The 19,408-nt window shown below is 32.7% G+C and carries 15 protein-coding genes; 7 read left to right on the forward strand and 8 right to left on the reverse strand.

Annotated elements, in window-relative coordinates; genetic code table 11:
- Positions 1 to 53: 53 nt before the first annotated feature.
- Positions 54 to 971, reverse strand: a complete 918-nt coding sequence (locus tag AB3G36_RS05590) for a GYDIA family GHMP kinase (RefSeq protein WP_367756836.1) — start codon at positions 969 to 971, stop codon at positions 54 to 56.
- Between the two features lie 113 nt (positions 972 to 1,084).
- Positions 1,085 to 2,401: a hydroxymethylglutaryl-CoA reductase, degradative gene (locus AB3G36_RS05595; protein WP_367756838.1), complete on the reverse strand. Its 1,317-nt coding sequence runs from the start codon at positions 2,399 to 2,401 to the stop codon at positions 1,085 to 1,087.
- A gap of 181 nt (positions 2,402 to 2,582) precedes the next feature.
- Here AB3G36_RS05595 and AB3G36_RS05600 point away from each other — a divergent pair, with 181 nt between their 5' ends.
- The 5 genes from AB3G36_RS05600 to AB3G36_RS05620 are packed head-to-tail and all read left to right on the forward strand — an operon-like array spanning position 2,583 to position 9,877.
- On the forward strand, positions 2,583 to 4,751 hold the full coding sequence (locus AB3G36_RS05600) for a S9 family peptidase (RefSeq protein WP_367756840.1): 2,169 nt from the start codon (positions 2,583 to 2,585) through the stop codon (positions 4,749 to 4,751).
- Between the two features lie 7 nt (positions 4,752 to 4,758).
- Positions 4,759 to 6,246, forward strand: coding sequence for a peptide MFS transporter (locus AB3G36_RS05605; RefSeq protein ID WP_367756842.1), 1,488 nt, complete (start codon positions 4,759 to 4,761; stop codon positions 6,244 to 6,246).
- A 26-nt stretch (positions 6,247 to 6,272) separates the two neighbouring features.
- Positions 6,273 to 7,787, forward strand: coding sequence for a peptide MFS transporter (locus AB3G36_RS05610; protein WP_367756844.1), 1,515 nt, complete (start codon positions 6,273 to 6,275; stop codon positions 7,785 to 7,787).
- 34 nt (positions 7,788 to 7,821) lie between these two features.
- Complete coding sequence (locus AB3G36_RS05615; protein ID WP_367756846.1) at positions 7,822 to 9,363, forward strand: peptide MFS transporter; 1,542 nt, start codon at positions 7,822 to 7,824, stop codon at positions 9,361 to 9,363.
- 52 nt (positions 9,364 to 9,415) lie between these two features.
- A complete protein-coding gene (locus tag AB3G36_RS05620) occupies positions 9,416 to 9,877 on the forward strand; it encodes a thioredoxin family protein (RefSeq protein ID WP_367756848.1) in 462 nt (153 codons plus the stop codon).
- 2 nt (positions 9,878 to 9,879) lie between these two features.
- On the opposite strand, the gene AB3G36_RS05625 is transcribed toward AB3G36_RS05620, so the two are convergent.
- The 5 genes from AB3G36_RS05625 to surE form a co-directional block, all read right to left on the reverse strand.
- Positions 9,880 to 11,901, reverse strand: coding sequence for a ComEC/Rec2 family competence protein (locus AB3G36_RS05625; protein ID WP_367756850.1), 2,022 nt, complete (start codon positions 11,899 to 11,901; stop codon positions 9,880 to 9,882).
- A 43-nt stretch (positions 11,902 to 11,944) separates the two neighbouring features.
- On the reverse strand, positions 11,945 to 12,454 hold the full coding sequence (locus AB3G36_RS05630) for a C40 family peptidase (RefSeq protein WP_367756852.1): 510 nt from the start codon (positions 12,452 to 12,454) through the stop codon (positions 11,945 to 11,947).
- 22 nt (positions 12,455 to 12,476) lie between these two features.
- On the reverse strand, positions 12,477 to 13,595 hold the full coding sequence (gene lpxB / locus AB3G36_RS05635; protein WP_367756854.1) for a lipid-A-disaccharide synthase: 1,119 nt from the start codon (positions 13,593 to 13,595) through the stop codon (positions 12,477 to 12,479).
- An 83-nt stretch (positions 13,596 to 13,678) separates the two neighbouring features.
- Positions 13,679 to 13,984 carry a hypothetical protein gene (locus AB3G36_RS05640; protein WP_367756856.1) on the reverse strand — a complete coding sequence of 102 codons (306 nt, stop codon included), beginning with the start codon at positions 13,982 to 13,984 and terminating at the stop codon, positions 13,679 to 13,681.
- The gene (surE, locus tag AB3G36_RS05645) at positions 13,944 to 14,723 is read right to left on the reverse strand and encodes a 5'/3'-nucleotidase SurE (RefSeq protein WP_367756858.1); all 780 of its coding nucleotides are present in this window, start codon (positions 14,721 to 14,723) and stop codon (positions 13,944 to 13,946) included. Before surE ends, AB3G36_RS05640 begins: the two co-directional genes overlap by 41 nt.
- A 194-nt stretch (positions 14,724 to 14,917) precedes the next feature.
- On the opposite strand from surE, the gene AB3G36_RS05650 reads away from it, so the two are divergent.
- Complete coding sequence (locus AB3G36_RS05650; RefSeq protein ID WP_367756860.1) at positions 14,918 to 17,185, forward strand: carboxy terminal-processing peptidase; 2,268 nt, start codon at positions 14,918 to 14,920, stop codon at positions 17,183 to 17,185.
- Between the two features lie 237 nt (positions 17,186 to 17,422).
- Complete coding sequence (locus AB3G36_RS05655) at positions 17,423 to 18,142, forward strand: DNA/RNA non-specific endonuclease (RefSeq protein ID WP_367757898.1); 720 nt, start codon at positions 17,423 to 17,425, stop codon at positions 18,140 to 18,142.
- Between the two features lie 19 nt (positions 18,143 to 18,161).
- Here the strand turns inward: AB3G36_RS05655 and rodA are convergent, their stop codons facing one another.
- Complete coding sequence (rodA, locus tag AB3G36_RS05660) at positions 18,162 to 19,397, reverse strand: rod shape-determining protein RodA (protein ID WP_367756862.1); 1,236 nt, start codon at positions 19,395 to 19,397, stop codon at positions 18,162 to 18,164.
- Positions 19,398 to 19,408: the final 11 nt, after the last annotated feature.

Here is a 19,408-nt window from a genome sequence, read left to right on the forward strand (position 1 = left end):
CGAGTTTTTTTATGCATTGAAATTAAGAGTTTTTATTTTGATATAATTAATAGTTATTTCAATATCATTTCGTCGTAAGTAAGGATCGTATTGAATCCTTTAGAATTAAAATACGTTTTTGGGTTCACCTCTGAAACAACCATTACAAAATCTCCGCCCCAAGCTCCTAGGCTTTTTACTTGTCCGTTGAAATCAGAAAATAAGCTTTCCTTTACAGTACTTGTTTCTAAAACATAACTCATTTCAGCTTCATGTTTTTCTAATGCGTGTCCAAAAGAGGTAACTGCTTTAGCTTGTAAAACTTCAGTTGTTAGTTTATTAATCGTAATTATACTTTTTTCTATATCCTCCGCTTTGTTATTTTGATAATTGGCAATAGCCGTTTTGCTATTTTGTTTTTTATTGAGATAAATAAAATAAATGGCATCCGTAAAATCAGGTCGGAATTTTATATTTTCAACTTTAGATTTTCCTTTTTGTAACTGATATGTAATAGGACTGTCATTTTGTGCGCAGGCGATGTCGTAGCCACTACCTCCAAAACTTGTTTTAAGTAGTTCAAAAGCGTCAATTTGTAGCCATTGGGCAATGTTGTTAATAAGAGTAGAAGAGGTTCCTAGTCCCCATTTTTTTGGAAAACTCAGTTCAGTAGTAATTTGATACCCTTTAGATGTATTTATAAATGCAGGTTGCATTTTATATGCTTCATTTAGTATGGTAATTAAAGTACTTTTTACAGATGGTGTTGCAGCAATTATAGGATTTATAATTTCCGAAAAAGGAATGGTGTCTTGAAACCAGATTGTTCCATCTTCGTTGTAGCTTTTCCAGGAAAATTCTTGATTTTCTCCTTCTTCAACATTTAGATTCTGGCCAAATTTTGTAGGTAATGCAAATGCTTTTGCACCATCTAAAACAAGGTATTCTCCCGTTATCAATAATTTTCCGTTGCTGTAAAATGTTTTCTTCATTTATGCTGAATTTAGTTCAGTGTTTTTTTATAGCCCCGATAGCAGCGATATCCTTTGCTTGATTTTTTTAATCAAGTAAAGATTAAGCGTATAGCGGGAATAGCTCCTGAAAATTATTTTCGTAATTTTTCTATATAATCAACCACTGCGCTGTGTGAAATGGCGTGGTGTTTAAAATGCTTTCTAATGGTGATGCGTTCATTTTCATTAGCATCAAATTGATTTAAAATATTATTTAAATGCATTTTCATATGACCATCTTGTATGCCTGTTGTAGTCAAGGAGCGCAAGGCGGCAAAGTTTTGTGCCAATCCAGCAACGGCTACAAACTGCATTAGTTCTTGTGCTGAAGGGTTTTCCAGCATTTCTAATGATAGTTTGACTAATGGATGAAGTGAAGTTAGTCCGCCTACAGTTCCTAATGCTAGTGGAACTTCCAGCCAAAAAGTAAATATCCCATTTTCGACTTTTGCATGGGATAAACTAGAGTATTGCCCAGATTTTGCTGCATAAGCATGTATTCCCGCTTCCACAGCTCTAAAATCATTTCCTGTTGCTAGTACAACGGCATCAATTCCGTTCATGATTCCTTTATTGTGTGTTACGGCACGGTAAGGCTCTACTTCAGCAATTTGAACCGCTTGTACAAATCGTTCCGCAAATGCCTTAGGGTTTTCTATATGTTTTTCTTCTAGATCTTCAATTGGGCATGAAACTTCGGCACGAACGATACAGTTGGGTACGTAGTTAGAAAGGATACTCATGATCACCTGAATGTCTTTATCCGTTTCTGTAAACAATTCATAAGTTATAGCTTCTTCTTTTAAGGTTTTAGCAAATTGCTCTAAACAAGAATTGATGAAGTTAGCTCCCATACTGTCTTTTGTGTCAAAAGTCGCATGAAGTTGAAAGTAATTTTCGAGTAAGTCTGTTTTGTTTTTAAGTAAAATATCGAGAATTCCACCACCTCTTTTTTGCATATTCTTGGTGATGTTTTCCGTATCAGAGAAAAATTTAGATTTCACTTGTGCAAAAAATAAGGCTAGTTTAGATTCGTCTCCTTTATAGATAAAGTGAACTTGTCCATTCTTTTCATGATTAATAATAGTTGCTTTGAATCCACCACGAGTGGACCAAAATTTAGCTGACTTTGATGCTGCTGCGACTACTGAACTTTCTTCAATTGCCATTGGAATGGTGCTGTATTTTCCATTGATTAAGAAATTTGGTGCAACTCCAAGAGGGATATAAAAATTGGTTATGGTGTTTTCTATGAATTCATCATGTAATTTCTGTATTTTTTCATCTGTATTCCAGTAGTTTTTTAGCAATTCGATTGCTTCAGACGGAGTTGAAAAGTATTCCTTGGCAATCCAGTTTATTTTTTCTTCTTTGGATAATTTAGAAAATCCTGCAACAGCGTTATTCATTCTCAGTTGATTATAATATAATGAGCTGCAAAGATACGCTTTTAGCCGTTTTGTTACTCATTAAATTATCTGCATTAAAGTAGGTTTCTGGACTTTATTTTTAACATTTAACATATCATATGTGAGATAATTGTAAAATTTTCACTAAAATTGGACTCTTTTTTACATATAAAGCAATAGTATGAAATCTAAACAATTTTCGATCTTATTTTTATTTTTGTGTTTCACTGTTTTTGGGCAACAAAAAATAAATGTTACTGAAATTTATAACGGAACTTTTCGTGCCAAAGGAATGGACGAATTGCAATCCATGAAAAATTCAAATCAATATACCGTTTTGAATTTGGATCGCGCAAACAGAAGCATGCAAATTGATTTGTATGATTTTGCTAGCTTGAAAAAAACGGCCACTTTAATTGATACTAAAGATCACGCAGATTTGCCAATGATCGACAGTTATACTTTTGATGCTTCGGAGAAAATGATTTTGTTAGCCTGTAACACGAATCAAATTTTTCGTCATTCTTTTACAGCGGATTATTATTTATATAATACGACTAACAAAGAATTGACTAAGTTGTTTGATTTTCAAATTCAAGAGCCAACATTCTCTCCTGATGGGAAGAGAATTGCATATGCAAAAGACAATAATCTTTTTGTCTATGAATTGGCAACAAAGAAAACGACTCAAATTACTACCGACGGTAAGAAAAATGCCATTATAAATGGAATTACGGACTGGGTTTATGAAGAAGAATTTGCTTTTGTAAAAGCATTTGATTGGAGTAAAGACAGTAAAAAACTGGCTTATATCCGTTTTGATGAAAGCGAAGTTCCTGAATTCTCGATGTCCATCTTTGGAAAAGAGTTGTATCCTACTATTGAAACCTTCAAATATCCAAAACCAGGTGAAAAAAATTCAATCGTATCGTTGCATATTTATGATGCTACTTTAAATGCAACTAAAGAAATCAATCTAGGGAAATACAATGATTTTTATATTGCTCGCATGCAATGGACTAATGATCCTAATGTATTATCAGCTCAGGTTTTAAATCGTCACCAAGATAATTTAGATTTACTATTTGTTGATGGAACAACGGGAACGACTAAAGTGGTTTTGAATGAAAAAGACAAAGCATACGTTGATGTTACTGACAATCTAACTTTCTTGAAAGATAACAGCTTTATTTGGACTAGTGAAAAAGATGGCTTCAACCATATTTATGTTTATGATAAAAATGGAAAGTTGAAAAACCAAGTGACCAAAGGGAATTGGGAAGTAACGTCCTATTACGGTTTTGATGAAAAAACAAGTACCCTTTTTTATCAATCTACAGAGAATGGTTCAATCAATAGAGCAGTGTACAGTATTGCATTGAGTGGAAAAAATAAAAAAGTTTTATCTAATGAAGTTGGGACAAATGACGCGACACTAAGTCCGAATTTTCAATATTATATCAATACATTTTCTAGTACAACGCAACCTACTAGATATACGCTAAATGACGCCAAGTCAGGAAAACAATTGCAGGTTATTGAAGATAATGCAGCATTGGCTTCAAGCCTGAAAAAATATGATGTACCTACCAAAGAGTTTTTTGTTTTAAAAACAGCTAAGGGGCATGAGCTAAATTCTTGGATAATGAAACCAAAAGATTTTGATGCAACTAAGAAGTATCCTGTTTTTATGTATCAATATTCAGGACCAGGATCACAACAAGTCGCAAATCAATGGAATAGTGCCAATGATTATTGGTTTATGATGTTGACACAGCAAGGGTACATTGTTGCTTGTGTAGACGGTAGAGGAACTGGTTTTAAAGGAGCCGATTTTAAAAAAGTAACTCAATTGCAATTAGGGAAATATGAAGTAGAAGATCAAATTGATGCTGCTCAAGTAATAGGGAATTACAATTATGTAGATAAATCTAGAATTGGAATATTTGGATGGTCTTATGGTGGATTTATGGCTTCTAACTGTCTTTTTAAAGGAAATGATACTTTTAAAATGGCAATTGCAGTTGCTCCAGTAACAAACTGGAGATTCTATGATAGTATCTACACCGAAAGATATTTGCAAACACCACAAGAAAATGCAAGTGGATACGATGATAATTCACCAATTAATTATGTGGATAGACTAAAAGGGAAGTTTCTTTTAATTCATGGAAGTGGAGATGATAATGTACACGTTCAAAATTCTATGCAAATGATGGAAGCTTTAATTCAAGCTAACAAGCAATTTGACTCACAGATTTATCCAGATAAAAACCACGGGATTTACGGTGGAATGACTAGAATACAGTTATTCAATAAAATGACTAACTTTATCAAAGAAAATCTATAATCTGTAAATGAATACGATAAGTCCAACTTTAGAAGAGATTCAAAACTTTGAAGGCAAGTACCCAAAACAATTGTGGTATTTGTTTATGGTAGAGATGTGGGAACGGTTTTGTTTTTATGGAATGCGGGGAGTTTTGACCTTCTTTATGGTCGATCAACTTTTCTTAAAAGACGATGCTGCCAATTTACAATATGGAGCCATTCAGGCTTTTGTATATGCATTTACTTTTATTGGGGGTATTTTTGCCGATAAAATTTTAGGATTTAGAAAGTCTTTGTTCTTTGGAGGTATTATTATGATTTTAGGGAATTTACTAATTGCTTATTCTCCTCAAGAATTGTTTTATTATGGGATCGCTTTTTCGATAATTGGCACTGGTTTTTTTAAACCAAATATTTCTTCCATGGTGGGAGAGTTGTATCACGAGAGTGATCATCGTAGAGATGCTGGTTATGGAATGTTCTATGCGGGTATTAATATAGGAGGTCTTTTAGGAGGTGCATTATGTATTTATTTAGGTAAATATTATTCTTGGAGACTGTGTTTTTTATCTGCTGCGGTAGTAATGATTCTGGGTCTTTTTACCTTTTTATTTACTAAAAAACATCTTGGTCCCATTGGGAATTCTCCTTTATTACTTTTGGATGCATCCAAAAGAAAAATGCAAGAAATTGCAGTGTATATTGGTTCGTTAGTATGCATACCCTTTATATTTATAATGGTAAAAAACACGGATTATACAGACTACTTTATGTATACCATTGGTGTTATTGCTCTTTTATACTTTGCTTTTGAAGTTATTAATTTAAAGCAAATTACCCTACAAAAGAAGCTTTTAGCTGCTTTCCTCTTTGTGTTTTTCTATTTTTTGTTTAATGCAATTTTTGAACAAAGTGGCGGTTCTCTTTCTCTTTTTGCAAAAGATAATCTTAATGACAGCTTATTATTCTTTAAGATTGACCCAAATGTGGTCAATAATAGTTCGAATTCATTATTTGTAATTATATTTAGCCCTTTAGTAGGGCTGTTATGGTTGTGGTTAGCCAAAAAGAAAATAGAACCTAATACGGTAATTAAGTTTGGAATCGGGTTTTTGTTTCTAGGATTGTCATTCTATATCTTTTATTACACTCGCTTTTTTGCTGATGTAAACGGGATCACATCATTGAACGTATTTACATTTGCTTACTTAATCACAACATTAGGAGAACTATGCTTAGGACCGATAGGAATGTCAATAATTACAAAACTTTCTCCTAAACGACTTTTTGGAATGATGATGGGATTGTGGTTTTTGGCTAGTGCTTTTGGGCAGTTTGCAGCGGGTAAATTAGGTGCGGAAATGTCTAGAGGAAATAATGGAGCAACTTTAGTAACAAAGCTTCAGTCCTATACCGAAGGATATTATGAATTAGCCATATATTCTATTATAGCAGGAGTCATCTTAATTTTCTCAGCTCCAATTATTAAAAAATTAATGCAAGAAGTTAAATAAAAAAAATAGTAATCTAAAAATAAATTATGTCAAACACCACTACAGTAGATCATTCTAAATCGACCTTATTCGGACATCCAATTGGGTTGTTTATATTGTTTTTCACCGAAATGTGGGAGCGTTTTTCCTATTATGGAATGAGAGCTTTGCTGGTTTTGTATATGACAACAGAAACATTGGGAGATGCAAGAGGACCAGGTTTAGGATGGACTAGTCAAGAAGCGTTGGCTTTATATGGTTGGTACACAATGTTAGTCTATGTGATGTCTATTCCAGGAGGAATGATTGCTGATAAATTATTGGGACAAAAGAAAGCCGTTTTATTAGGTGCAGTAATCCTTTGTATAGGACATGGTGTTCTGGTACTAACTGATACATGGGCTTTTTATACAGGGTTAGGTTTGGTGATCTTAGGAGTTGGGTTGTTAAAACCTAATATATCAACTATGGTAGGTGGGTTATATGCTCAAGGAGACATAAGAAGAGATAAAGGTTTTAGTATTTTCTATATTGGGATTAATACAGGTTCACTACTAGCAACTATGGTGATTGGATTTGTTGTTGCTCAATGGGGATGGCATGCTGGTTTTGGTTTAGCAGGAATTGCGATGGTATTAGGATTAGTTGTTTACTTATGGGGTCAAAAATACTTAACGCATGTGGGAAATCTTGAGGTTCAAGAGACTGCTGTAGTTGACGAAAGTTCATACGGTTTACTTTTTAAAAATTTATTGAAATCAAAAACACAATTGTTTATTACAGGAATTCTTACTGTAGTTTCTGTTTTTGGATGGTATAGTTTAGGTTGGGGATTTGGATTGTTGTTTGTGTTTTTAACAGTAATCGCTGCTTTAATGATGATGATCTACAAAGAATTAGATTCGCAAAAAGATAAAGATCGTTTTTTAGTTTTACTTCTTTCTTTTATTATGGTGATTATTTTCTGGGGTGCTTATGAGCAAGCTGGAGGATTAATGAACTTATATGCTGATTCAAAAACAGATAGAATGCTTTTAGGAATGCAGGTTCCTACGGTTATGTTCCAAAGTTTAAATGCAGGGTTTATCATTATATTTGCAGCTATTGTAGCATCTTATTGGGCTAAACGTAAATTAAAAGGAAAAGAAGCTTCTTCAATTTTCAAAATGGCAATTGGTATTGTAATCATGGGATTTGGATTTTTATTCATGGTTTTTGCTACAATGGAATTTGAAAAAGTGGGTTCATCAAGTATGTTATGGTTGGTTATGGCTTATTTATTTCATACCATCGGGGAACTATGTATTTCTCCAGTGGCTTTATCATTTATAACCAAACTATCGCCTGTTAAATATGCTTCATTAATGATGGGTGTCTATTTTGCAGCGACTGGGCTAGGAAATAAAGTGGCTGGTATCATTGGTGAATCAGCAAGTGAATTAGGAGAATATGCTGTGTTTTTAGGAATCTTAGTTTTTACTATTATAATTGGTGCGTTGTTTTTAATGTTATTAAAACCATTAAAACGATTAACTCATGGCGCAGAGGATAACGAAAAATAATTTATAATTTAAACACCTAAATAAAACGAACACCATGAGTCAAAATACTAAAGATGAGTTTTTCGAAAATAATGTTTTAGGACATCCGGCAGGGTTGTTTGTGTTGTTTTTTACTGAAATGTGGGAGCGTTTTTCTTATTATGGAATGCGTGCTTTATTGGTTTTGTTTTTAACTACATCTCTTATTAAAGGAGGATGGGCTTGGAGTGTTGAGGATGCTTTGGGTTTATACGGTACCTATACAATGTCTGTTTATTTTACGCCTGTTATTGGAGGTTTTTTAGCTGATAAATATTTAGGGTATAGATGGGCAGTTATTTTAGGTGCGTTGGCAATGACTTTGGGTCATGCTTCTATGGCAGTCGAGACACCTTTATTTTTATATATTGGTATTGGATGTTTAATTATAGGTAATGGTTTATTTAAACCAAATATGACTTCTATAATCTCTAATGCTTATGATGGGCATGAAGAAAAAAAAGATGGCGCTTTCTCTTTATATTATATGGGAGTTAATGCTGGTGCTTTTTTAGGAATCATGCTTTGTGGTTATATAGGAGAAAAAATATCTTGGAGTTGGGGATTTGGTTTAGCAGGTATATTTATGTTTTTCGGGATGTTGCAATTCTATTTTACCCAAAATATTTTTGGTGATATTGGTTTAAAACCAACAGCTGCTTCTAAACAAGAATCAAAAGATAAAGCAGCGAAAGAGAATACAACACCAAAAGTCATTCGAGACAGAATTATTGCTGTAATCATTTTTTCTATTTTTACTGTTTTCTTTTGGGCAGCATTTGAACAAGCTGGAGGGTCAATGACCATTTTTGCTGAAAAATTTACCCAAAGAGAATTATTTGGAAGCAATGCTTCCATTTTCAAAATTGCGGATACCTTATTGACGATTATACCTTTATTAATAATTACTTATGTATTGATTAAATTGTTTTCTAAAACGTTTAAGAAATACTCTACGGGAAATCTTATACTTTCTTTAAGTTTTGTAATCATTTGGGGAATTGTACTTTGGAAAGTAATGAGAGAATATAATTCGCCAGAAACAGAAGTACCAGCCACTTGGTTCGGAATTTTAAACTCCTTATTTATTGTAGTTTTTGCCCCTATTTTTTCTAAATGGTGGGAAAGTAAATACAATCTTTCTGGACCGATGAAATTTGGTTTAGGACTTACTTTACTAGGGTTGGGATTCGGTTTTTTAGCATATGGAAGTATGGGTATTGATACTGATTCTGTTGTTAGGGTAAGTATGTTTTGGTTGATAGCAGCGTATTTATTTCATACGTTAGGTGAATTGTGTATTTCTCCTGTAGGATTGTCTTATGTGAGTAAGTTGGTTCCAGCAAGTTGGATTGGAATTATGTTTGGAGTTTACTACTTGTTTATTGGTATGGGAAATAAATTAGCAGGTTCCATGGGAGGTATGATTGAAACCATTACAGCGCAATATAACTTAACTACTTTTTTCCTTATTTTTACAATTGTTCCTGTAGGAGCAGGGTTATTGATGGTGCTATTGTCTCCATTAATGAAAAAATTAATGCACGGAGTAAAGTAGGCGACATTTTGTGGTATTATTTTTGCTTAAATTTGTAGAAAATAAATCAGTTATGAAAAATATATATTTAATTGCAGTATTCTTTATAGGAATTGTTGCTACACAAGCACAAGATTTGAAATGGCATACAGATGTTAAAGAAGCTATTGCTATTGGAAATAAAGAACACAAACCTTTACTATTGTTTTTTACGGGTAGTGATTGGTGTGGATGGTGTATCCGTTTGCAAAAAGAAGTTTTGTTAACACCAGAGTTTGCAAAGTGGGCTAAGGACAATGTTGTTTTAGTTGAATTAGATTATCCAAGAAGAACACCTCAAACTCCCGAAATAAAGAAACAAAATAATGATTTACAACAAGCTTTTGCTATTCAAGGATTTCCTACTATTCATTTTGCTAACGGTATTGACAAAGATGGTAAAGTGAACTTTGAAGGTTTAGGAAGTACTGGATATGTTCCTGGAGGCCCTACAGCTTGGCTTGCAGTAGCAGATGGAATCATTAAAAAAAAATAAGTTTAATTTAGTTTAAAAAATCCCTTTTCAGCAGTAGCGTGGAAAGGGATTTTTTGCTTTAAGCAACTTGCTTTCCAATTGTTTTGAATGGCTTTATAGTTAGATCCATCAGCCACAACTATTTTTGGTTTTAGGATGGCTAACATTCGATTTATATTGATTTTTGGGGATTGAGTAAGGATGACAATATCTGGTCTTATATCTTTTGGGTACAATCCTAAACTATCCAATATTAGAATTTTATTTCTGTGAAAATAAGCTAGGTTTTTTAGCTTTTCATTGTTTTTTACAGCACTAAAGTTACCTACTAAGTAAGACTTAAGCATAGTGTTGTTTTTGGGTTTTATTTTAGTGTCATTTGTAAATAGTGTTGCCTTTTCTCCATGGCGTTCTACAATTATTGTTTTTCTTTTTTGGTTAAAAACAATCCATTCGTTTTGATTTTGAACGTCCCATTTTGTTTTTATATATGAAACTTGAAAAGCAATGATTGAAATTAGTACAAGGATTAATTTGTTGTAGTTCGGTTTTTTGAACCAAATAATACTTGCAATTATTAGAAGGTAAGAACTTAATAATAAATAAAAATTAAGTGGAATGTCATGAATTACAAATTCTTCAAATGAAGCGATAGTGGAGATTATTTTATTTAAATAATAAATGCTCCACTCTAATGATTTAGCTAATAAGAAAGGAACATAATTGAAAGCAGCCAATATCATGACTAAAACGCCTACTACCATGATGAAACTTAATAATGGTATGATAACTAGATTTGTAATAAAGAATAAGCCTGGAAATTGATGAAAGTAGTAAATGCTTAACGATAGTGTGCCAATTTGTGCTGCAAATGAAACGGTAAGTGCTCCCCAAATATATTTATTAATCCTATATTTTGGCGACCATAAGGAGGCTAATAGGGGTTGAAACCAGATAATAAAAAACAACGCGACATAACTCAGTTGAAAACCGACATCAAATAAAAAGGAAGGTTGAAAAAGAAGTATCAGTAATATAGAAACTAGTAAAGTATGATAGATATTAACGGATCTTCTTAAATGATATCCAATGGCTACAAAGGAAAACATAGTCACCGATCGTACAATCGATGGGGACAAACCTGCAATTAGGGCAAAAATCCATAAGCATGTTATGATAATTACCAATTTTAATAAAGCGCCTTTTTTTGTATTTGGAATCGGTTTAAGGATAAAAGTTAGGAACAACAAAATAAAACCAACATGTAGTCCAGATACCGACAAAATATGTATTGCTCCAGCATACTGATAGTCTTGAATTATATCAGGTGAGATGTCTTGTCTTTGCCCCATTATTAAGGCAATAGCCACACTGAGCTCTTTTTTACTGAAATTATTTTTTTCTAAATTATGAATTATGGTATTTCTTAATTTAGATATATAATACCATATGTCTTTTTGAATTATTAATCCAATAGTTATTGATTCTTTATCAGAAAAAAGTTGAGCATAAATCTGTTTTTGATCCAAATAGTTTCTGTAATCAAATTGATTGGGATTGTCAGGATTTCTATTTCGAAATAAAGCACCTTTAATTTGAAGACGGGTTCCTGTTTCAAATGTGTTATTCAAGCTGTCTTTATGTACGTTTAAAATTATTTTACCGGAACTTTTCACTGAGCCAATTTGGTTTATTACTGCAATATATCGGTCATTAAAATTCGTATTTTTTAATTTTTCCCGAATGACCATCGATAGCAATTGCGGTTTTTCAAAAACAGAAAGGGAATGGGTGTAATTGTTTTTTTGATAGGAATCGGTATGTACTACTTGAGTAATTGTTCCCAAACAGAATGCTACTAAGTAAGTGCTTACTCCAAAATAAATAGTTTTTTTAATCCTAAAATAACTAATTGTAAAAAGGGAAAAGGAAAGAAAGAGTAATCCGAAAAGAAAATTTAAATCGGGTTTTGAATAAAATGCAATCCATATTCCTAGAATAAATCCAAATGTAATTCGGGCCAAAGGGAATTGCAGTACTTTCATAGTTCTAAAGTACGGCTTTTTAACAAGAAATAAATTATTTTTTTTATTCTAAAATTCGATTGATCTGAGCAAATGTTTTTTGGTAGTAAGGTTGTTTTGTTGAAGAGATAATTACTCCTTTGGAAGTAGAGGCATGAACAAATTTCACTTCGTCATCAGTCACTTCTGTAATGATTCCCACATGATTAATTTGGGATCTGTTGTTGGTTCTAAAAAATATTAAATCTCCTTTATGTGCTTTGTCAGTGTTTTTTCCTAAATCGGTTCCTGTTTTAGATTGCTCAAAAGAAGTTCGAGGGAGTGTAATATTATAGTGTTCAAAAGTAGCAAACACTAATCCAGAACAATCAAAACCAGATCTGGTTGTTCCTGCAGTTTTGTATTTCACACCAATATTATCTGTTGCTGATTCTACTATATTGTCAATAAGTTGGTTCGTTTTTCTAGTCGACAAACTGCTGTTGTCTTTGCCTTTCGTTGTTACAATTTTCGAAGAAGTTTTACATGAAGTAAATAAAAAAATCAGGAGAAGAAAGCAGAGTACTTGTTTCAAAATTAGTTTTTTAAGGTTAAGTTTATAAAATGGCTTTTAAATCCTTAATGATTAACCCAGCGGTTTTTTCACTAGCTCCAATTCCACCTAATTTTTTTTCTAACGAGTCATATTTTTCCAAAAGTTGTTTTCGGTAATTGGTTTCTAGAATTTTTGTCAATTCTTTTTTAATATTTTTAGTTGTAAAGTTTTCTTGAATCAATTCAGTTACCACTTCTTCATCCATTATTAGGTTGACTAGCGAAATATATTTTAGTGTAATAATGCGCTTAGCAATCTGGTATGAAGCCCAACTTCCTTTGTAGCATACTACTTCGGGAACTTTAAATAACGCAGTTTCTAGTGTCGCTGTACCTGAAGTGACTAATGCTGCTGTGGCATTCTTCAATAAATCATAGGTTTTATTCGAGATGAATTTTATGTTTTCATTCTGTATGAATTGCTTGTAAAAAGAATAATCTTGACTGGGTGCGCCTGCAATTACAAATTGGTAATCTGGAAAATCATCAACAATGCTTAACATTCCCGAAAGCATTTTAGTGATTTCTTGTTTACGGCTACCTGGCAGTAATGCTATTATTGGTTTTTCACTCAATTGATTCTCCCTTTTAAAAACTGCAGAGTCTATAGCAGGGTGATTATGAATGGCGTCAATTAATGGATGTCCCACATAACTTACGTCATAATTGTATTTTTCATAGAAGGGTTTTACAAAAGGCAATACCACATACATATGGTCAATAGTTTTTTTTATGGTTTCTACTCTACCTGGTCTGGACGCCCATACTTGAGGACTTATATAATAAAAGGTATTGAATCCTGCAGGTTTTGCCCACTTTGCAATTCGGAGATTAAATCCTGAATTGTCAATAAATATTAAAGCATCTGGTTTGTAATCTTGAATATCTTCTTTACAAAGCTTAATGAATTCTAAGATAGAAGAGAGGTTTTTTATAATCTCTGCAAAGCCCATAAAAGAACGTTCTTTGTAATGAGAAACTAATTCGGCTCCGGCTTGTTGCATTAAATCACCACCCCAACATCTTATTTGAGCGCTAGTATCTTGTTTGAATAGTTCTTTTATCAAATTCGACCCATGCAAATCTCCTGATGCTTCTCCGGCTAGAATGTAGTATTTCATTTTTATGATTTGAGTTTAATAAAAACTTCAGTATTCAAAATTAGGTATAGAATAGGGATCAATCAAATAAATTGTTTCTTATTTTATAGGAACACGGTAATTATTGTTAAAATAATAACAGACAAAACGACACCTCTAGCCATCACCTCTTTGTTTGATTTTAATAAAATAGCAAATAGGATTAAGTCCAAAATGGAACCGAGTGTAACAAGTTTACCCAAAGAGCCTTGCGATTTCATAATTTGTACACCCGAAATAAAATTATATTGAGTTGCAAAAACAATAAATAAGTAACAACCAAGAAAGGAAGCTAAAAGTCCAATTAGGAACCCAATAAATAAGTCTGTTTTATTCATTCCAATTCCAGGTGTTAAGTTCTTGTGTTGCATGGTGAGCAGTTAAGTCAAATTGTACCGGAACTACTGAGATATATCCGTTTCCTAACGCCCATTCATCAGTATCTTCACCTTTGTCTTGGTTCACAAATTCTCCAGCAAGCCAGTAATAATCTCTTCCTTGCGGTGTTTGTCTTTTGTCGAACTTTTCAACCCAAAGTGCTTTTGCTTGACGGCAAATTTTTATCCCTTTGATGTTTTCTTTTTTTAATTTGGGAAAATTTACATTCAATACAACGTCTTTTGGCAATCCTTTTTCTAAAACCTCTGTTGTTATTTTTTTTACAAATGGTTTAATAGTTTCGAAATCAGCATTCCAATCATAATCTAAGAGTGAGAACCCAATGGCTGGAATGCCTTCAATTCCTGCTTCGACAGCAGCACTCATTGTACCTGAATAAATAACATTAATGGATGAATTTGACCCGTGATTAATCCCAGAAACACACAAATCAGGCTTTCTTTTTAATATTTCATTTACAGCTAACTTCACACAATCCACTGGAGTACCAGAGCAACTATATTCCGTAATTCGATCTGTGTCCTTTGAAATTTTATTTAGATATAATGTATTGTTGATTGTAATAGCATGTCCCATTGCACTTTGTGGCTTGTCAGGTGCAACAATTACAACTTCGCCAATTTCTGACATAACGTCAATTAATGCTCGGATACCTGGTGCCGAAACACCATCGTCATTTGTAATTAAAATTAAGGGTTTAACTTGAGTCATGATTTTATATTTTTAGTCTTCAAAATGGAATGAAAATTGGGATCTATTTTATCAAACAAAGTAAAACAAAAAATAGTGATTGGCGAAGATATAAAGAGAAAACAAAAATCATTTTTTATATCTTTAACAAAAAATTATGGCGTGTCTATTATTGTTGGCACAGTTTTTACCGTAACTTAGTTTAAAAATTTTGGATGAATACTATTCTTAACTTTATGAAAAGAAATTATAAAATACTCCTTGCAATTGTTTTCCTTTCGGCTACATTATTTGCTTTTAAAATTAAATCTTCTAACGAGAATGATCCTGATAAAGATAAATTACTTTTAGAATTATTAACTTTTGTTATTGAAAAAGGACACTATAACCCAGCGGCAATTGATGATACATTCTCAAAAGGAATCTATAAAGATTATATTCAAGCTTTAGATCCCTCAAAACGATTTTTTCTTCAATCAGACATCGATGAATTTTCAAAGTATGAAACTGAATTAGATGATGAATTGATCAATAAGGATTTAACGTTCTTTAATTTGACGTATGATCGCTTGATGAAACGAATGGAGGAAAGTAAAAAATTATACAAAGATATTCTTGCAGTGCCATTTGATTATTCAGTTGATGAAAGCTTTAACACGGATTATGTAAAAGCACCTTATGCTAAAAATAATGCTGAATTAAAGGATAGATGGCGCAAACAAATTAAATTATCTACACTATCTTCTTTGACAGACCGTCTTAGAATTCAAGAGAATAAAAGTAAAGGAATTACGGCATCAGCTGATTCTGATAGTTTAGTTGGCTTAAAATCTGGAGATAAAATTGACGATGATTTTTATAAAAAAAACAATACATCTGCTGATACAGGTAAGGTGAAAACGGTTGCTGAATTAGAAAAAGAAACTCGTGAAAGTGCTAAGAAATCACTTGATGAATATTTTGGTTTCATGAATGATTTGGATAGGAATGATTGGTTCTCTGTTTATGTTAATTCAATTACGGCTCGTTTTGATCCACATACTAATTATTTTGCTCCAGAAGAAAAAGAGCGTTTTGATGTTAGTATTAGTGGGAAGTTAGAAGGCATAGGTGCTCGTTTACAAAAGAAAAACGACTTTACAGAGATTTCTGAGTTAATTTCTGGTGGTCCAGCATGGAGAGGCAAACAATTAGAATCAGGAGATTTAGTAATGAAAGTAGCACAGGGAAATGCGGAGCCAGTAGATGTGGTAGGAATGCGTCTTGATGATGTTGTAAAAAAAATAAAAGGGCCAAAGGGAACTGAAGTTCGTCTTACCGTAAAAAAAGTGGATGGAACAATTAAAGTTATTTCTATAATTAGAGATATTGTAGAAATTGAGGAGACATACGCCAAGTCAAGTGTTGTAGAGAAAAACGGATTGAAATATGGTGTAATCTATTTGCCTAAGTTTTATATCGATTTTGAAAATAAAGACGGTAGAGATGCAGGTAAAGATATCGCTCTTGAAGTAGAACGACTTAAAAAAGCAGGAGTTAGCGGAATCGTTTTGGATGTACGTGATGATGGTGGTGGATCTTTATCAACGGTTGTTGATATTGCTGGATTATTCATTGAACAAGGTCCAATTGTACAAATTAAATCTGCTGGAAGAAAGAAAGAGGTTTTATTCGATAGAGATAGTAAAATAGAATGGGACGGTCCTTTAGTGATAATGGTCAATAGTTTTTCAGCCTCAGCTTCAGAAATTTTAGCGGCAGCTATTCAAGACTACAAAAGAGGAATTATTATTGGTAGTAAACAAACCTACGGTAAAGGAACAGTACAAAATGTAATTGATTTAAATCAGTTTGTTCGTAACAGTTCAGTAGGAGATTTAGGTGCTTTAAAAACAACTACTCAAAAATTTTATAGAATTAATGGAGGCTCAACTCAGTTAGATGGAGTGAGTAGTGATGTAGTTATGCCAGATCGATATGCTTATTTAAAAATGGGTGAACGCGATGTTGATAATGCTATGCCATGGGATAAAATAGATCCAGCTACTTATACTGTTTGGAATAAAACAGAGAACTTTAATAAGGCTATTTTAAATAGTAAGACAAGAATTGAGCAAAACCCCCAGTTTAAATTAATTGAAGAAAATGCAAAATGGATTGATAGCAGAAGTGAAGATAACACCTATAGTTTGAATATAGATAAGTTTAAAATTGCTCAAAATGATATAGAGGAGAAGTCTAAAAAATACAGACCTATTTCGCAATACAAAAATACATTGCACTTTTCTTCGTTACCTTATGAAGTAGCTCAAATGGATAAAGACAGTATTTTGAAAGAGAAAAGAGATCGTTGGCATGAAGGATTATCTAAAGATATTTATGTAGAAGAAGCTTTGAATGTTTTGGATGATTTGCAATCTAAGCCTATTGTGAAGAAAAATATGTCAGAAAAATTAAAAAAAGAAAAACTGGCTAAATCCTAAAAAAAAACTTTCATTTATCTAGATCGGGGTCCAACTTTAAACATAAAGTTGGACCCTTTTTTAATATGTTTCAATACTTATTATTTATTCTTATGTTTATAGAAATTATTTAAGAACATGGGAAAACACATTTTTAAAGCAGTACTATTTATTTTAATTGGTGGTTTTGTTTCTTGTAAGATGGATAATAAAGAGGTAGATTCATTTTCTTTAGAACAAGTAAATAGCCCAAAAGAGATGGTTACTACAGCTTCAACGGAAAAGTTAACTAGTAGAACTGTTCTCGATTACTTACCTACATCTACAACTCACCAAGTCATTAAACATTCTTATTTCACACTCTCATATAATGAAGAAGCGGAGCAGGCTGAATGGTTGGCCTATGACTTAAAGAAAGAGTATGTGAAGAATAACAATTATAAACGACCTTTTTTTATTGTAGATCCAAAAGTGAAAACAGGCTCTGCAAATTGGAAAAATTATAAGAAAAGTGGATATGACAAAGGGCATCTTTGTCCGGCTGGTGACATGGAGTTTGATAAAGAGGCTTATGATGATACTTTCTTTACTTCGAATATTTCACCTCAAGACCATGATTTTAATGGCGGGATTTGGAATAGATTAGAGCAAAAAGTACGTTATTGGGCCTCACGATATGACGGCGTTTATGTGGTAACGGGAGGAATTCTTCAAAAAACCAGGAAAACTATAGGAGCAGAAAGGGTAGTAGTTCCAGAATATTTTTATAAAATAATTTTAGATGATTCCAATGGTAACTATAAAATGATTGCTTTTTTAATTCCTAATAAAAAGAGCGATAAACCATTATATACTTATGTAGTTTCTGTCGATAGGATAGAACAATTAACTGGAATCGATTTTTTTCCTAAACTTGACGATCAATTAGAATCAAGTTTAGAAAAACGAACTGATTATAAATCTTGGATTTTTAATTAGTATTTTATAATCTCTAGAATTACCATTCATTCACTTTGTTAGCGTCCATCTTTAAAAAGATAAAAAGCAATATAGTGAATCCCCAAAGACCTGAACCTCCGTATGAAAAGAAAGGTAATGGGACACCAATAGTTGGGAAAATACCGATTACCATAGCGATATTTACAAAGAAATGGATGAATAGAATTCCAGCTACACAATAGCCATATACTCTACTGAATTTTGTTTTTTGTCTTTCGGCAAGGTAAATTACTCGAAGAAATAAACTCACGAATAACGCAATTACCACTAGGGAACCTGCGAAGCCCCATTCTTCTCCTACAGTGGTAAATATGTAGTCAGTATGTTGTTCTGGCACAAAACCTCCTTTGGTTTGAGTTCCTTCAAGAAACCCCTTTCCTAGCCATCCACCTGAGCCAATTGCAATTTCAGATTGATTCGTATTGTATCCAATTCCCTTTAAGTCGACAGTTTTTCCTAATAAAATGTTGAAACGATCGCGGTGATGCTGTTTGAATACATTTTGAAATACATAGTTTACGGATAAAACAAAGCCAGAAATGACTGAAAAAAGAATCGCACTTAAGACTATGTTTCTATCGCCAAGCCTTGATTTAAAATGAACGATTAAAATAACTAATAATGCTAATAGAATAACATATTGAGGTTCTAAGACAAGCGTTAATACAAATAAAAGGATAGTAACAAAACCAGTCCATACATACCATGATGGAAGTCCTTCACGATATAAAACAATTATAAAAATACTATAAATAAGGGCACTTCCCGGATCGGGCTGTGGTAAGATTAGTAGTACTGGAAGAAAAACAATGGCAAGTGCTTGTATTTGCCTGTTTACATCTTTTAGATTAATTTGTGAATCACTTAAATATTTTGCAATCGCTAGTGAAGTAGCTGCTTTCGCAAATTCAGAAGGTTGGATAGTGAAACTTCCGATGGCATACCAGCATCTTTGTCCTGCTATTGTTTTTCCAAAAAGGAAAAGCCCTGCCAAAGTAAGTAAAGCAAATCCAAAAATAATACTGGCATATTTTTCATAAAATTTACCGTCAATGGCTAGTATTATAAATATTAAAGGAATCGTTAGTAAGATAAAAACAAGCTGTTTTTGGTAAGTATCTTCAATAGAGGATAGTGATGATGAATAGATGTTTAACCATCCCATTATCACTAATACGCTATAAATGATGACACATGTCCAGTCAAGATTTTTCTTTATACTTTGGTTTTTCATTTGAAACGAAT

Source organism: Flavobacterium sp. WC2430 (assembly GCF_040822075.1).
Lineage (GTDB): Bacteria > Bacteroidota > Bacteroidia > Flavobacteriales > Flavobacteriaceae > Flavobacterium.

Excerpts from the sequence above, each read along its gene's own strand:
- AB3G36_RS05590 (WP_367756836.1), bottom strand. The coding sequence starts at position 971 with ATGAAGAAAACATTTTACAGCAACGGAAAATTATTGATAACGGGAGAA.
- AB3G36_RS05595 (WP_367756838.1), bottom strand. The coding sequence starts at position 2,401 with ATGAATAACGCTGTTGCAGGATTTTCTAAATTATCCAAAGAAGAAAAA.
- AB3G36_RS05600 (WP_367756840.1), top strand. The coding sequence starts at position 2,583 with ATGAAATCTAAACAATTTTCGATCTTATTTTTATTTTTGTGTTTCACT.
- AB3G36_RS05605 (WP_367756842.1), top strand. The coding sequence starts at position 4,759 with ATGAATACGATAAGTCCAACTTTAGAAGAGATTCAAAACTTTGAAGGC.
- AB3G36_RS05610 (WP_367756844.1), top strand. The coding sequence starts at position 6,273 with ATGTCAAACACCACTACAGTAGATCATTCTAAATCGACCTTATTCGGA.
- AB3G36_RS05615 (WP_367756846.1), top strand. The coding sequence starts at position 7,822 with ATGAGTCAAAATACTAAAGATGAGTTTTTCGAAAATAATGTTTTAGGA.
- AB3G36_RS05620 (WP_367756848.1), top strand. The coding sequence starts at position 9,416 with ATGAAAAATATATATTTAATTGCAGTATTCTTTATAGGAATTGTTGCT.
- AB3G36_RS05625 (WP_367756850.1), bottom strand. The coding sequence starts at position 11,901 with ATGAAAGTACTGCAATTCCCTTTGGCCCGAATTACATTTGGATTTATT.
- lpxB (WP_367756854.1), bottom strand. The coding sequence starts at position 13,595 with ATGAAATACTACATTCTAGCCGGAGAAGCATCAGGAGATTTGCATGGG.
- AB3G36_RS05640 (WP_367756856.1), bottom strand. The coding sequence starts at position 13,984 with ATGCAACACAAGAACTTAACACCTGGAATTGGAATGAATAAAACAGAC.
- surE (WP_367756858.1), bottom strand. The coding sequence starts at position 14,723 with ATGACTCAAGTTAAACCCTTAATTTTAATTACAAATGACGATGGTGTT.
- AB3G36_RS05650 (WP_367756860.1), top strand. The coding sequence starts at position 14,918 with ATGAATACTATTCTTAACTTTATGAAAAGAAATTATAAAATACTCCTT.
- AB3G36_RS05655 (WP_367757898.1), top strand. The coding sequence starts at position 17,423 with ATGGTTACTACAGCTTCAACGGAAAAGTTAACTAGTAGAACTGTTCTC.
- rodA (WP_367756862.1), bottom strand. The coding sequence starts at position 19,397 with ATGAAAAACCAAAGTATAAAGAAAAATCTTGACTGGACATGTGTCATC.